This window comes from Dehalococcoidia bacterium (genome assembly GCA_030648205.1).
Taxonomy (GTDB): domain Bacteria; phylum Chloroflexota; class Dehalococcoidia; order JAUSIH01; family JAUSIH01; genus JAUSIH01.
Genome location: JAUSIH010000057.1, coordinates 17736 through 32327 on the forward strand (window position 1 = coordinate 17736; position 14592 = coordinate 32327).

Annotated in this window: 12 protein-coding genes; 9 read left to right on the top strand and 3 right to left on the bottom strand. The window is 65.0% G+C overall.

The annotated features are described in order from the left end of the window. Positions 1-114 precede the first annotated feature (114 nt). The 5 genes from uvrA (at position 115) to Q7T26_07660 (ending at position 7154) form a co-directional block, all read left to right on the top strand. On the top strand, positions 115-3000 hold the full coding sequence (uvrA, locus tag Q7T26_07640) for an excinuclease ABC subunit UvrA (protein MDO8532023.1): 2886 nt from the start codon (positions 115-117) through the stop codon (positions 2998-3000). A gap of 332 nt (positions 3001-3332) precedes the next feature. Continuing rightward, the gene (locus tag Q7T26_07645) at positions 3333-4715 is read left to right on the top strand and encodes a DEAD/DEAH box helicase (GenBank protein ID MDO8532024.1); all 1383 of its coding nucleotides are present in this window, start codon (positions 3333-3335) and stop codon (positions 4713-4715) included. A gap of 205 nt (positions 4716-4920) precedes the next feature. Next, complete coding sequence (locus tag Q7T26_07650; protein MDO8532025.1) at positions 4921-5676, top strand: 3-oxoacid CoA-transferase subunit A; 756 nt, start codon at positions 4921-4923, stop codon at positions 5674-5676. A 38-nt stretch (positions 5677-5714) separates the two neighbouring features. Next, a complete protein-coding gene (locus Q7T26_07655; GenBank protein MDO8532026.1) occupies positions 5715-6401 on the top strand; it encodes a 3-oxoacid CoA-transferase subunit A in 687 nt (228 codons plus the stop codon). Positions 6402-6485: 84 nt separating this feature from the next. After that, positions 6486-7154 carry a 3-oxoacid CoA-transferase subunit B gene (locus Q7T26_07660; protein MDO8532027.1) on the top strand — a complete coding sequence of 223 codons (669 nt, stop codon included), beginning with the start codon at positions 6486-6488 and terminating at the stop codon, positions 7152-7154. Positions 7155-7217: 63 nt separating this feature from the next. On the opposite strand, the gene Q7T26_07665 is transcribed toward Q7T26_07660, so the two are convergent. The 3 genes from Q7T26_07665 to Q7T26_07675 form a co-directional block, all read right to left on the bottom strand. Continuing rightward, positions 7218-8495 (bottom strand): Ig-like domain-containing protein, encoded by a 1278-nt coding sequence (locus tag Q7T26_07665; protein MDO8532028.1) that lies wholly within the window; start codon positions 8493-8495, stop codon positions 7218-7220. A 549-nt stretch (positions 8496-9044) separates the two neighbouring features. After that, positions 9045-9749 carry a cytochrome b/b6 domain-containing protein gene (locus tag Q7T26_07670; GenBank protein ID MDO8532029.1) on the bottom strand — a complete coding sequence of 235 codons (705 nt, stop codon included), beginning with the start codon at positions 9747-9749 and terminating at the stop codon, positions 9045-9047. Then, positions 9706-10404, bottom strand: coding sequence for a molybdopterin-dependent oxidoreductase (locus Q7T26_07675; protein ID MDO8532030.1), 699 nt, complete (start codon positions 10402-10404; stop codon positions 9706-9708). The genes Q7T26_07670 and Q7T26_07675 overlap by 44 nt, the downstream gene beginning before the upstream one ends. A 292-nt stretch (positions 10405-10696) precedes the next feature. Here Q7T26_07675 and Q7T26_07680 point away from each other — a divergent pair, with 292 nt between their 5' ends. The 4 genes from Q7T26_07680 to Q7T26_07695 form a co-directional block, all read left to right on the top strand. Beyond that, a complete protein-coding gene (locus tag Q7T26_07680) occupies positions 10697-12154 on the top strand; it encodes a menaquinone biosynthesis decarboxylase (GenBank protein MDO8532031.1) in 1458 nt (485 codons plus the stop codon). Next, entirely contained in the window at positions 12144-13070 is a 927-nt protein-coding gene (locus Q7T26_07685) for a UbiA-like polyprenyltransferase (GenBank protein MDO8532032.1), read from the top strand. Before Q7T26_07680 ends, Q7T26_07685 begins: the two co-directional genes overlap by 11 nt. Positions 13071-13092: 22 nt before the next feature. After that, complete coding sequence (locus tag Q7T26_07690; GenBank protein MDO8532033.1) at positions 13093-13683, top strand: UbiX family flavin prenyltransferase; 591 nt, start codon at positions 13093-13095, stop codon at positions 13681-13683. Positions 13684-13691: 8 nt separating this feature from the next. Next, on the top strand, positions 13692-14592 hold a 901-nt coding region (locus Q7T26_07695; GenBank protein ID MDO8532034.1), incomplete at its 3' end, for a MetQ/NlpA family ABC transporter substrate-binding protein.

Below are 14592 nucleotides of genomic sequence, written 5' to 3' on the forward strand. Positions count from 1 at the left end.
TTCACGCGGCTGGCGCAGTCCGCCCTCGTCCCGTGGTTAAGACGATTGTTATGCCCCCGCTTCCGGTGCTACAATCGTAAGTTGCTTTCGCTACGATAACGAGGTCGAAACAGTATGCCCCTGGACTCTATTCGCGTCAAAGGCGCCCGCGAGCACAACCTCAAGAATATAGACGTGACCATCCCCCGGGACAGGCTGGTGGTCATCACCGGCGTCTCCGGGTCTGGCAAGAGCAGCCTGGCCTTCGATACCATCTACGCCGAAGGCCAGCGCCGCTACGTCGAGTCGCTGTCCGCCTACGCTCGGCAGTTCCTCGGGCGTATGGAAAAGCCGGACGTGGACTACATCGAGGGGCTGTCCCCGGCCATCTCGATTGACCAGAAAGGCACGTCGCACAACCCGCGCTCCACCGTCGGGACGGTCACGGAGGTGTACGACTACCTGCGCCTGCTCTTCGCCCGCGCGGGGCGTCCCCACTGTCCCAAGTGTGGCCGCCCCATTCAGATGCAGACAGCTCAGCAGATTGTGGACGCCATCCTGGCTCTGCCGGCGGGCAGCCGTATCATGGTCATGGCGCCGGTCATCCAGGGTAAGAAGGGTGAGCACCAGCACGTCTTTGAGGACGCCCGCAAGGCGGGTTACGCGCGCGTCCGCGTCAACCGCCGCACCTATGACCTGGCGGAAGAGATTAAGTTGGACAAGAACAAGCGCCACACCATTGAGGTCGTCGTGGACCGGCTGGTCGTGGGCGAGGGCGAGGGTGGCTCTCCGACGCGCGTGGCGGACTCCGTGGAGACGGCGCTGAAGCTGGGCGGCGGCGTCGTGCTGGTCGCGGTGGTGGACGGCGAGGAACTGCTGTTCAGCGAGCACTTCGCGTGCGTCCAGTGCGGCGTCAGCCTGGGAGAGATCGCGCCGCGTACGTTCAGCTTCAACTCGCCGCACGGCGCATGTCCAGAGTGCACTGGCCTCGGCGTCAAGCTGGAGATAGACCCTGATCTGGTCATTCCGAATAAAGGCCTCTCGCTGGCCCAGGGCGCCGTCCAGCCGTGGGCGCGGGCGGGCAGCATGAGCGGCTGGTACCACAGCATGCTGGAGTCGGTGGCGCGGCACCAGGGCTTCTCCGCGCACACGCCGGTGAAGAACCTGACGAAGGAGCAACTGCGGACCGTCCTGTACGGCGCGCCGGAGCAGTCGCTGACCATGAGCCACACCAGCCGCGAGGGGCGTGTCTTCGAGTGGGACAGCCGCTTCGAGGGCGTTATCCCCAACCTGGTGCGCCGGTACAAGGACACCGAGTCCGAGTTCATGCGTGGGGAGATTCAGCGGTACATGATGGAGCGGCCCTGCCCGGTCTGCCAGGGTAAGCGTCTCAGGCCGGAGGCCCTGGCGGTCACCGTGTGCGGCAAGAATATCATGGACGCCTGCGCCCTCTCCATCAGCGACGCGCTGGAGTGGACGCGGCTCATCGCCGGCGACGCGCGGCCACGGAACGGCGCGCTCACGGAGCCGATGACGGAGCGGGAGCTGACCATCGCCCGCCAGGTCATCAAGGAGATACGCGGGCGGCTGCAGTTTATGGTGGACATCGGCCTTGAGTACCTGAGCGTTGACCGCAGGGCCGGCACCCTCTCCGGCGGCGAGGCCCAGCGCATCCGCCTGGCTACTCAGATAGGCAGCGGGCTAATGGGCGTGCTCTACGTGTGCGACGAGCCGTCCGTGGGGCTGCACCCCGCCGACGACGACCGCCTCATCCGCACATTGCAGCGGCTGCGGGACGTGGGCAACACCATCATCGTCGTTGAGCACGACGAGGCCATCATGCGCGCCGCCGACTGGATAATTGACATGGGCCCTGGAGCAGGCGAGAAGGGCGGCCATGTGGTCGTGGCGGGCACCATTGACGACGTGATGCGCAGCGAGGAGTCTCTGACTGGCGCCTACCTCTCCGGGCGCAAGGTCATCCCCGTGCCGCCGAAGCGTCGCAAGGGCAACGGCAAGCACATTCTCATCCGGGGAGCGCGGGAGAACAACCTCCAGGATGTGGACGTGTCCATCCCGCTGGGACTGCTGGTGGTGATCACCGGCGTCTCCGGCTCCGGCAAGAGCACGCTCATCAACGACGTTCTGTACAAGAAGCTGGCCCAGGTCCTGTACGCCGCGCGGGAGGCCCCCGGCAAGTGCGAGGAGGTTGAGGGCATTGAGCACATTGACAAGGTCGTCAACATTGACCAGTCGCCCATCGGGCGGACGCCTCGCTCCAACCCGGCCACCTATACCGGGACGCTGACGCCCATCCGCGAGCTCTTCGCGACGTTACCGGAGGCGAAGATGCGGGGATACGCGCCGGGGCGCTTCTCCTTCAATGTCAAGGGCGGTCGCTGTGAGGCCTGCCAGGGCGATGGCTACATTCTGGTGGAGATGCAGTTCCTGCCGGACGTGACCGTCCCCTGCGAGGTGTGCAAGGGCCAGCGCTACAACCGGGAGACGCTGGAGGTCAAATTCAAGGGCTGCGGCATCGCTGATGTGCTGAATATGACGGTGGACCAGGCCGTGGATCTGTTCAGCGCCTTCCCTCGCCTCAAGGGCAAGATGGACACCATGAGGGATGTGGGCCTGGGGTACATCCGCCTGGGCCAGCCCGCCACCACGCTGTCCGGCGGCGAGGCCCAGCGCATCAAGCTGGCCTCGGAGTTGTCGCGGCGCTCCACGGGCCGCACTCTGTACATACTGGACGAGCCGACCACCGGCCTCAGCTTTGAGGATGCCTACGCCTTGCTGCGGGTGCTTCACCGGCTGGTGGACGCGGGCAACTCCGTCGTCATGATTGAGCACCACATGGACCTCATCAAGAACGCCGACTGGATCGTGGACCTAGGCCCGGGCGCGGGCGATAAGGGCGGGCGCGTGGTGGCTGAGGGCACGCCGGAGCAGGTGGCGAAGGTCAAGGTCAGTCGTACCTCCGAATACCTGCGGCGTGCGCTGAACGGCGCGCGGGGTTAGACGCCTCGTCGCCTGACCCGCTTCGCCGTATCGCACACCCCAGGAAGCAGGACTGGGCGCGCCGATAACATGTGCTGATTGGTTTTCCTGACGCAACCGCGATACTCCAGCATCGGAGTTCATAGTAGAATAGCTTATGGAGGCACGTTGGACGGTGGTCTGCCACAAGCCCTCAGGGGATGACCGAAAGGCTGGCAGTGATTGCTGTGGTCATAGAATTGAGCGTCAGGTAGCTTCCCGATATTCGCACCTCTGGTGAAGAAATCCAAAGCGAAAGGCGGAATGATGTACCCGCAGGGTTACTCACTAAGATCGTCTTTCTGGAGTAGGCGATGACCGATTTCTTGAACCTGGGCCTGAGTCCGCGCGTTCTCCGCGCCGTGTCCGCCATGGGGTTTGAAGAGCCGACCCCTGTTCAGTCGAGGACGATTCCCCGGCTGCTGGCGGGCAAAGATGTCGTGGTTCAGGCCCAGACCGGTACGGGCAAGACCGCGGCCTATGGCCTTCCAATCGCCGAGCGGATGGATGCATCAAGCAGGAGCGTGCAGGCGCTGGTGCTGACGCCCACTCGGGAGCTGGCTTTACAGGTTGCCAACCAGTTGGCTCAGCTTACCCAGTTCCAGGGCCTCTCCGTATTGCCTGTCTATGGCGGGCAGTCGTATGTCCTTCAAATACGTTCTTTGAAACGGGGTGTTCAGATAGTCGTCGCAACGCCCGGGCGGTTGCTGGACCTGCTGAAGCAGCGGGTCCTCACGCTGGCGCAAGTCCGATTCGTCGTGCTGGACGAGGCGGACGAGATGCTGAACATGGGCTTCCAGGAGGATGTTGAACGGATTCTCCGCGAAACGCCGGGGGAGCGCCAGACCGCCCTTTTCTCCGCCACCATGCCGGAGGCCATCCTACGGCTCGCCAACCGCTATCTGCGCGAGCCGGAGCGCATCATCCTGTCACAGCCCCAGGCGCTGACAGTCCCCACCATCACCCAATCGTATTTCCTTGTCCCGCCCCAGTTCAAGGTGGAAGCCTTGAGTCGTGTCCTGGAGGCTCGCGCTCCCGACCTTGCCCTTGTGTTTTGCGCCACCAAATGCATGACAGCCGAACTGGCCAGGGAACTGCAGAGCCGGGGCTATCGCACCGAGGCGCTGCACAGCGACATAACTCAAAGCCAGAGGGAAGCCGCGATGCAGGCAGCCCGCAAGGGACAGGTGGACGTACTCGTGGCGACTGACGTGGCCGCGCGTGGCATTGACATCCCTGAAGTGTCTCACGTCATCAACTTCGATGTCCCGCAGGACTCGGACTCCTATGTGCATCGCGTCGGACGGACTGCGCGGGCCGGGCGGGCTGGCGAGGCGATGACGTTTGTAACGCCGCGTGAGTTGCGCCTGCTGAGGGCGATTGAGAGCGCCGTGGGAGTTCGCCTGAAGCGCGAGGAACTGCCAACCGCGGCTGAGGCTGAGGGGCGGGAGCGAGAGAGCATGACGGCCCGGCTGCGGCAGGTGTTGGTGGACGGCCAGTGGGGAGCGTTTCGGTCGCTGGCAGAGGAATTGGCGCAGCAAAACGATCCTCTGGATATCGCGGCGGCGGCGATGAGCATGGCCTATGGGCCCGTCAAGCCACGACTGGACATCCCTCGGGTGTCACCGCATGAGCCAGCGCCGCCGGCAAAGCCGAGGTTCAGCAGGCGTCCCACGTTCAAGCGGGGCCGCAGGTAGCGTTGACGTCCGCTCACACCAGGCCGCCGCGCCGCGGCGGCCTGGTTGGTCATCTTTCGTCCACTTCTGCACCTGGGTGCGTTTGCTATCTTCCGGGTGCATGAGACCGATTTGGGCGCAGGTTCATGGCTCCCCTTTACAGAGATGCCTGCTCTGCATAAGATAGGGGCCATGCGTCCAAGGGACACCGCCTATCTTATGCGCTATGCCCCTCGATAAAGTTGTGGCTGGGCTGGATGCCGCCGTGCGGGATATAGCCGACGGCGCGGTCCTGCTGCTGGGCGGCTTCGCCGGCGTGGGCGTGCCGTCGCACCTCATTATGGCGGTGTTGGAGAAGGGCGCGAAAGACCTGACTATTGTGTGCAACGACTGCAACGGCGGCACGCGCGGGGACAGGCTGGACGCCGCGATGCTGGTGGACTTCCGGCGGGTGCGCAAGGCCATCACCTCGTACCCCGTCGTGACCACGACGGTCAAGTCGTGCTCCTTTGAGCTTCAGTACCGCCGCCGCGAGGTGGATCTGGAGCTGACGCCGCAGGGATCGCTCGCCGAGCGTCTGCGGGCCGCGGGCGCTGGCATACCCGCCTTTTACACGCCGACCGGCATCGGCACGCGGTTCGCGGAGGGCAAGGAGACGCGCGTTTTCGACGGACGTCCCTGCGTGATGGAGCGGGCGCTGAAGGCGGACTTCGCGCTGATCCGGGCGTGGAAGGCGGACCGCTACGGCAACCTGGTGTACCGCCGCGCGGCGCGCAACTTCAACCCGGTCATGGCGCCCGCCGCCAGGACGACCATCGCCGAGGTGGACGAGGTGGTGGAGCCGGGCGAGCTGGACCCGGAGGCGGTGGTCACGCCGGGCATCTTTGTGCACCGCGTGGTGCGCGTGACGGAGGCCGACCGCCGCAGGCTGGCGATGTTGGGGGAGAAAGTGGTGGCGCTGCGGCGGAGCACAGGGCAGTAGCCGACAACCATCCCAGAAAGGGGTGAGGCGCAATGCCGATGAACAAGCTGGTCAGGAGCGCGGACGAGGCCGTGGCGGACATCTTTGACGGCGCGGTCATCCACTTCGGCGGGTTCGCGGCGCGCGGAGTCCCGTACGAGCTTATCGCGGCGCTCAAGCGCAAGGGGGCGAAGAATCTGACCGCCGTCTGCAACGACATCTGGGGCGGCTGGCGCAACTTTCCGGACGTCTCGGTGCTTGTCGCGAACAGGCAGGTGAAGAAGCTCATCGCGACCTTCCCCGTACCCGCGTCGCCTCTGGAGAAGACCCCGTTCGAGGAGCAGTGGCGCGCGGGCCAGATCGAGCTTGAGATGTGTCCGCAGGGCACGCTCGCCGAACGGCTGCGCGCCGCGGGCGCTGGCATACCCGCCTTCTACACGCCCACGGGCGCGGGCACGCAGTTCGCGGAGGGCAAGGAGACGCGCGCCTTCGACGGGCGGGAGTACGTGCTGGAGCGGGCGCTGAAGGCGGACTTCGCGCTGGTCCACGCCCACAAGGGCGACCGCTACGGCAACCTGGTCTATAACAAGGCCGCGCGCAACTTCAACCCGCCGATGGCCATGGCCGCCAGGACGACCATCGCGGAGGTGGACATAATTGTGGAGCCGGGCGAGTTGGATCCGGAGGCGGTGGTCACGCCGGGCATCTTCGTCGAGCTGGTCGTCCGCGTGCCGAAGAAGAAGTAGCTTGTCGAGCGGGGGTCTGGGGGTGTCCCCCAGAACTAAATAAAACCCCCTCTCCAATGGAGAGGGGGTCAGGGGGTGAGGCATATGGCAACCAGGGAGCGGCTGCCCCGCGAGGTCATGGCGATGCGCATCGCGCGGGAGCTGAAGGACGGCTACTACGTCAACCTGGGCATCGGCATCCCGACGCTTGTCTCCAACTACATTCCGCCGGAGATGACTGTCATCGTGCACTCGGAGAACGGCATCCTGGGCGTCGGCCCTCTCGCCGAGCCGGGGCAGGAGGACTTTGAGCTTATCAACGCGGGGGGCCAGCATGTGACCCTCGTCCCCGGCGGCTGTTTCTTCCATCACGCCGACTCCTTCGCCATGGTGCGCGGCGGACACATTGACGTGACCGTCCTCGGCGGCCTTCAGGTCTCGGAGAAGGGCGACCTGGCGAACTGGATGATCCCGACCCGCGGCGTGGGCAGCATCGGTGGCGCGGCCGACCTGGTGTATGGCGCGAAGATGCTCATCGTCGTCATGGAGCATACGGCCAAGGACGGCCAGCCGAAGTTGGTCAAGAAATGCTCATTTCCCTTGACCGGCAAGGAATGCGTCAAGATAGTGGTCACCGATGTGGCGGTCATTGATGTGACAAAGGAGGGGCTGGTCCTGCGGGAGGTGGCCCCCGGCTGGACGCCCCGCGAGGTGCAGGCCATCACCGAGCCAAAGCTCATCGTTCCCAAAAGCGTCAAAGAGATGGAGCTATAGGCGCTAGACAAAGAGAGGGGGCCGTCCGCACGGACGGCCCCCTCTGCCAGACCGGGGAGGGTTTTAGTCCTCGCCCTTGCCGCGGCCTTGCTTGCCGTGGTCTTTCCGAAGGCCCGGAGGAACAAACTGAGTGCCGCGCCCGTCATCACCGTTGGAGAACGACAGTTTGTCGTTGCCGCCGGAGCGCGAGGCCGTACCCATCATCTTGTCCAGACGCTGTTCAAGCTGGTCCAGGCGCTTGTTCATCTGCTCCCGGAGCCGCTCGATCTGGTCTTTCTCCTTCTCCAGTTGTCCCGTGCTCGGAGTCGGCTGAGGACGCTTCACCTGTGGCTGCGCCTTGGCCACCAGCGTCACCTCACCGTTGATGGTGCCGATAGTCACCTGGTCGTTCACCTGGAACCCCGCCAGACCCTTCTGACCGCTCTGCGCCGCGGGGACGTACTGGGTCTTGTCGGATACGGTGTACGTTTGGACGTCCGTGCCACCGTTAAGCATAATTGTGATGCTCGTCTGGGTGACGGCGGTGACCTTGCCCGCGACCGCCTTCAGGGACATCGGATTGCCCTGACCGTCCAGGAACTTCGCCTCTATGCCCAGGAAGTGATCGAAACCGATCCGGTGCAGGAGGCCGTTGTATAGGGCCTGAAGCGCCCGGATGCCGATAGGATTCGGCGTTTGTGGAGCTGGCGTGGAAGCGGTCACCGTGAAGGACGCGGATGCCGTCTTGGTCACGCCGCTGACGGTCGTGGACGCCTGCACCGCGTTGGCGTAGGTCCCGGCGACAGCGCCCGCGGTGAGCAGGCCGCTGGTACTAATGGAGCCGCCGCTGGTGACGCTCCAGGCGAAAGTGGCGCCGGAGATGACGTTGTTGCTGGCGTCGTAGGCGGTGGCGGCGAACTGCTGAGTTGCGCCCTGAGCCAGAGAGACGCTGGCGGGCGTCACGCCCACGTGGTCCAGCGCGCCAGGCGCCACTGTGAACGAAGCTGTACCGCTCTTGGTCACGCTGTTGAACGTGGCGGTGACTTGGACGGCGTTGGCGTAGGTCCCGGCGACAGCGCCCGCGGTGAGCAGGCCGCTGGTGTTAATGGAGCCGCCGCTGGTGACGCTCCAGGCGAAGGTGGCGCCGGGGATGATGTTGTTGCTGGCGTCGTAGGCGGTGGCGGCGAACTGCTGAGTTGCGCCCTGAGCCAGAGAGACGCTGGCGGGCGTCATGGTCACATGGTCCAGCGCGCCGACCGCCTGAGCCGAGGCGGACCGCATCAAGGACGGCGACAGGACGGCCAGGAGACCGAAGCCTCCGACCACTAGTGCGACCAGCAGGCGAGTAAACAATGCTTTCATCGGACCCTCCTCATAATAGTGCGCGTGGATTCAATGGACACCTGGACTGTGTACGGCACCAGCACTCCTCTGGGGGCGGCGACGCCCTCCGTCAGGGAAGCCAGCACCCTGGCGATGAATCCCTTCATCGTGGCCTCCTTGTAATGTTGATTTCCCTATGGAGAGCTGTTGCAGTTCCTTTTCCGGCCGGAAATATGTCGTGCTGTTGCTCTCGTTTCTGAAAACGTGGGGGCGCGGGAAAGGTTAGGGGTCGGACGGCGGTCTGCGTCGAGAGGGTACTAAGGTACTGGGCTAAGAGCCCGGCGACTCGGAAGGTGGCCTTTTGGTCAGCCCGTTGCCACGCCAGGCTGTCTCTGTGCGTCCCTCTGATTCACCAAGAGTCCCGCGGAGGGGTCTTCATTGTGCTTCCCGTGCTCGAATCCGCTCCGTCAGTTACCACAATGGCAATTCTGACGGAACGAGCGGGCACATGAGTCATTGGGCATCGTGGTCTCTCCCCTACGAGGGATGACAGGCCGCCATGCCGCTACGATGCCAGGAGGGGGGAACTTAGTGAGGGTCGGGCTGACCAGGGGGCGGGGGCGCCTGCCGGTCCAGTTCGTCCACCCACTTCTCGTGGTGCTCCGCTGCCCAGTCGCGCTTCACCCAGCCCACGGTCATGCCGCGGATGGACTCCCGTGTCGTGGGGTTCAGCAGCGCCATGTACATATGGCCGATCCAGACCGCCACGGCAAGGGCCGTCATAACATCGTGCAGGCCGCCCGCGTTCTCGACAAGCCATCGTGGGAAGTAGAACCACTTCCACATGATGACGCCGGTGACAAAGAAAAAGAGAACGGTCGCGCCGGTGAAGACCGCGTTCACCTTCTGGCCCGCGTTGAACCGTCCCTGGGGCGGCGGCATGCGCCTGCCATGGCGGTAGTACGACCAGCCGCGAATCCAGAGCCAGTCGTCCTCCTCCCACCGGTCAACGTCGGCGAGGTCCCGCCGCACGGCGCGGCGATTGCCCGCGAGGGCGATGGCGATGGGCGTCAGGACGAGGCCGAATCCGGCGGTGATGTGGACGGCGCGCACCAGCTCTCGGTCCGCGATGGACGTGGCGAACACAGGGAACAGGATGGCCGCGCCCGTTATCACCAGAAGGAGGAAAACGACGGCGTGGGCCCAATGGAGCGTCCGCTCCGTCAGGGTGAAGCGGTGAAGGCGGTCGCTAGCCGAAGAGGGGGTTACGTTGGCCCTCGATGTAGGCGTCAATGGGGTATCCATAGTTCTGCCAGTAGCCCACGTCCTGCTTGTCCTTGAACTCTACCCGGTACACCCACTTGGGGCCCTTATAACCATACATATGGGGATTGATGAGCCGGAGTGGCTGGCCCTGCTCCAGAGGCAACGGCTCGCCGGACATCTCATACGCGAGGATGACGTCCGGCAGGGTGGCTTGTTCCATTGTCAGACTGTCTGTATAGACACCGTCGCCGGAGTAGAAGGTGATGTACCTGGCCTGCGGCGTCGGCTGCACCATCCGAACGAGGTCGCGCAGCGCCACGCCCTTCCACGGGACGTTCTTGACCTTCCAGCCGGTGACGCACTCGAAGTCGCGGGTCATCGCCGTCGCGGGAAGCTGGGTGACGTCGGCGAAGGTGAAGGTCTGCGGGTTCGCCACAAGACCGTCCACGCGCAGGCGCCACGTCCGCTGGTCCCACTCCGGGATGCCTTCGGCGGCGTAGATGCGAAAGCCGCGCGCGGTCACGCCGCCGGTGAAGGCGGATACGATCGGCTGCAGGGAGAACCCGCTGACGAGGTCGCGGACTTTCTGGCCCGCGATCAGGGCAACGGCTCCCACTCCCAGAAGCCCCAGGAACAGGCGACGCCCAAAACGGACAGGCTTGTCCGATGTGTTCGGCACCATCGCTCATCCCTCCCCATTTGTAGCGATTGGCCGTACGAGGACTCTTCAGTATATCCGAGCGGAGTCCACGCGGCAACTGTCAAGTCATAGGGTGTCATAGTTTTCTCGTGTTCTCGTTGAATAGTCATCGTTTCCCCTACGCATGGGGTGAACGACCAACCCAAGTGCAAGAAGACTCATATTCGCTGGACATTGGCACGAGGCGCGCGAACCACTCGACCGTGACTAAGCGCCATTGTATAATGCGCTGTACGATTGCGTGCAAATCTTCACAAATCGTGGGGGCGCGGACATGGCGTTCAACGACCTGCGCGAGTTCATTGCCTTCCTGGAGAGCAAAGGGGACATACGCCACGTCAAGGCCCCCGTGAGCCGCGATTTCGAGATAACCGAGATTGTGGACCGCCTCGCCAGGAAGGACGGCGGCCCCGCCCTCCTCTTTGAAAGCGTGACGGGTTTCAACGTCCCGTTTCTCATTAACATCTTCGGCACACGGCAGCGCATGGCGTGGGCGCTGGGCGTGGAAGACCTGGACCAGCTCGCTGACCGCGTGCGCGACCTCCTCAACGTCTTTCGCGAGCCGCCGACAGGGGTGGTGGACAAGCTCCGCGCCCTGGGCAGCATGGCGCAGATGGCCTCCTATCGTCCCCGGACGGTGGGCCGCGCTCCGTGTCAGGAGGTGGTCCGCACGGGCGACGACGCGGTGCTGGACTGGCTCCCGATTCCTCAGTGCTGGCCGGGCGACGGGGGGCGCTACATCACCTTCCCCCTGGTTATCTCCCGCAACCCGGTGACGGGCAAACGCAACGTGGGCACCTATCGGATGCAGGTGTACGACAGCCGCACCACGGGCATGCACTGGCAGACGCACAAGGGCGGCGCGCAGCACGAGCGCCTGGGCCGCGAGCTGGGACAGCGGAGCATCCCCGTGGCGGCGGTCCTGGGCGCCGACCCGGCGACCCTCTACGCGGGCACCGCGCCGCTGCCGCCGGAGATGGACGAACTGGTCTTCGCGGGCTTCCTGCGCCGCGAGCCGGTGGAAGTCGTGCCATGCAAGACCAGCGATCTGGAGGTGCCCGCGCACGCGGAGATCGTCCTTGAGGGCTACGTTGACCCCGCGGAGCATCGCACGGAGGGGCCTTTCGGCGACCATACGGGCTACTACTCCCTCGCGGACGAGTACGCCGTCTTCCACATCACCGCCATCACGCACCGCGCCAGGCCCATCTATCCGTCCATCATCGTGGGCAGGCCGCCCCAGGAGGACTACTGGCTGGGCAAGGCGACGGAGCGCCTGTTCCTCCCCATCATCCAGATGATCCTGCCGGAGGTGGTGGACATCAACATGCCCGCGGAGGGCATCTTCCACAACCTCGTCATCGTCTCGGTCAAGAAGGAGTACCCGGGCCATGCCCGCAAGGTGATGTACGCCCTGTGGGGCATGGGGCTGATGATGCTTGCCAAGGCCATCGTGGTGGTTGACCACTTCGTGAACGTGCACGACCTGTCGGAGGTGGCGTGGCGCGTCACCAACAACATAGACGCGCGGCGCGACTTCGTCATCGTGGACGGCCCGCTGGACGACCTTGACCACGCCGCGCCGCTGCCCAAGTACGGCAGCAAGGTGGGCATTGACGCCACGACCAAGGGGCCGTTGGAGGGCCACACGCGGCCCTGGCCTCCGGATATCGTCATGAGCCCGGAGATCAAGGCGCTGGTGGACCGACGCTGGAAGGAATATGGGATCTAGGGCGGCGGGCGACGAGAGGATAGAGATCGCGCCGTCCGTGCGGGCGGCGGGCGTCCTCGGCGTGGCCCGGCTGGGCGTGCTGCTGGACGCGGTGCGCTTCGAGCATACCCTCTTCGCCCTACCCTTCGCCTACCTGGGCGTCATCCTGGCCGCTCGGGGGCTGCCCACCGGGCACCAGCTCCTGTGGGTGACCGTCGCGATGGTGGCGGCGCGCACCCTGGCCATGTCCGCGAACCGCCTCATTGACTGGCGCCTGGACGCCCTGAACCCCCGCACGGCGGGTCGGGCGCTGCCTCGGGGCATCCTCCGTCCCATCGAGATGGCGGCGCTGTCTCTGGTCTCCCTTGCGGGCTTCCTGTTCGCGGCGGCCCAGCTCAACCCACTGGCGCTGACGCTGGCGCCCTTCGCCGCCGTGTTCATCGTCGGGTACTCCTACACGAAGCGTTTCACGTGGCTGAGCCACTTCGCCCTGGGTATAGCCGACGGGATTGCGCCGATGGGCGGCTGGATAGGCGTGGCGGGCGCACTCCCGTGGGAAGCGATACTGCTCGGACTCGCCGTCGCCACGTGGGTGGGCGGCTTCGACATGATGTACTGCTGCCAGGATTACGACTTCGACCGGCGGCAGGGGCTGAAGTCGGTGGCGCAGACGTTCGGGATTGGGGCCGCGCTGCGTTGGTCCGCGGCGATGCACGGGCTGACCTCGGCCTCTCTCCTCACCCTGGGGATTGTGCTTGGCCTGGGGCCGGTATACTACCTGGGGTGGGCGGTAGCCACGGTGCTGCTCGTTTACGAACACTGGCTTGTCATGCCGGAGGACCTGTCCCGTCTGGATACGGCGTTCTTCAACGTGAACGGATACCTGGCCATCATCATATTCCTGTGCACCGGGGCGTCGGTGCTGTTCCGGGTCTAGCGCCTTTGGCGCGGGAGTCACCGTGGAGCCATACGTCATCGGTATAACGGGCGCCAGCGGCGCGCCCCTTGCGAAGCGGGCAGTCGAGCAGCTTCTGGCCCGCTCGATTCCCGTGGCGCTCACCTGCTCCAGCCACGCGGACCAGGTGTGGCGGCAGGAGCTGGGCGAGAGCTTTGCGACCGCGCTTGAGCGCTTCCGAAAGGACGGCAACTTCCGTTACTACGAGACGCACGACATGGCGGCGTCCATCTCCAGCGGGACGTACGCCACGGGCGGGATGCTGGTCATCCCGGCGAGCATGTCGAGCATCGCGTGCATCGCGCACGGCGTGGCGACGAACCTGCTCCAGCGCGCCGCCGACGTCACCCTGAAGGAGCGGCGCCGCCTGGTCATCGTGCCTCGGGAGACGCCCCTCTCGCTTGTCCATCTGGAGAACATGGTGACGCTGGCCCGGCTGGGCGCGGTCATCCTGCCGCCCATGCCCGCCTTTTACCTGCATCCAAAGAGTGTGGACGATATCGTGGACTTTGTCGCCGGCAGGGCGCTCCTGGCCCTGGGGGTCAAGGACGCCCTGGACACGCGCTTTCGCTACAAGGGACAACCAAACTCATAGGAGGGATCATGCGTTCCAAGACGTGGAGCCTGGCGCTTTTCATGGGAATTCTTGCGCTGGCCGTGGGGCTGGCGGGGTGCGCGACCGCGCCCGCACCGGCCAAGCTGAAAGTGGGCCTGCTGCCCATCATAGACAGCCTGCCGTTCTATGTCGCCGATCAGGAGGGCTACTTCAAGGAGCAGGGCGTTGACGTGGAGCTGGTCACGTTCTCCAGCGCCCTGGAGCGGGACGCCGCTCTGCAGGCCAAGCAGACCGACGGACAGCTCGCCGACCTCATCGCCACGGGGCTGTTGAACAAGGACCAGACTCGGGTGAAGATCGTGAAGGAGACCTTTCGGGGCGGCCCGGAGATGGCGATGATCTCCGTTCTGGTGGGGCCGAACAGCCCGATCAAGTCCGCCGCCGACCTGCGGGGCAAGGAAGTAGCCGTCTCCCACAACTCGCTCATCGAGTACCTGACGGACCGGCTGGTCGCCGAGGCGGGCGTTGGCGCGGACGCCGTGAAGAAGACCGAGGTCACGCGCATCCCCGTCCGCATGGAGATGCTGGCCAAGGGCCAGGTGGCGGCGGCCACGCTGCCGGAGCCTTTGACTACCCTGGCGATTCAGGCGGGCGCCCGCGTCATCCTCTCCGACGCCAAGAGCCAGATTGGCCTGTCGGTCCTGGAGTTCCGGACTGAAACGCTGCAAGATAACCCGGAGGGCGTGCGCCGCTTCGTCGCAGCGCACGAGAAGGCGGTGAAGGCCATCAACGCCAACAGGGCGAAGTACCTGTCGCTCCTGGCGCAGAAGGCCAATCTCCCGGCGAGCCTGGCGACGACATTCAAGGTGCCGCCATTCCCGGAGAACAAAGTGCCGAATGCCGAGGACATCAATCAGGCCCAGAAGTGGATGCTGGACAAGGGCCTCA

Bases quoted from the DNA above. Each gene is read 5' to 3' on its own strand.
- uvrA (MDO8532023.1), top strand. From the start codon at position 115: ATGCCCCTGGACTCTATTCGCGTCAAAGGCGCCCGCGAGCACAACCTC.
- Q7T26_07645 (MDO8532024.1), top strand. From the start codon at position 3,333: ATGACCGATTTCTTGAACCTGGGCCTGAGTCCGCGCGTTCTCCGCGCC.
- Q7T26_07650 (MDO8532025.1), top strand. From the start codon at position 4,921: ATGCCCCTCGATAAAGTTGTGGCTGGGCTGGATGCCGCCGTGCGGGAT.
- Q7T26_07655 (MDO8532026.1), top strand. From the start codon at position 5,715: ATGAACAAGCTGGTCAGGAGCGCGGACGAGGCCGTGGCGGACATCTTT.
- Q7T26_07660 (MDO8532027.1), top strand. From the start codon at position 6,486: ATGGCAACCAGGGAGCGGCTGCCCCGCGAGGTCATGGCGATGCGCATC.
- Q7T26_07665 (MDO8532028.1), bottom strand. From the start codon at position 8,495: ATGAAAGCATTGTTTACTCGCCTGCTGGTCGCACTAGTGGTCGGAGGC.
- Q7T26_07675 (MDO8532030.1), bottom strand. From the start codon at position 10,404: ATGGTGCCGAACACATCGGACAAGCCTGTCCGTTTTGGGCGTCGCCTG.
- Q7T26_07680 (MDO8532031.1), top strand. From the start codon at position 10,697: ATGGCGTTCAACGACCTGCGCGAGTTCATTGCCTTCCTGGAGAGCAAA.
- Q7T26_07685 (MDO8532032.1), top strand. From the start codon at position 12,144: ATGGGATCTAGGGCGGCGGGCGACGAGAGGATAGAGATCGCGCCGTCC.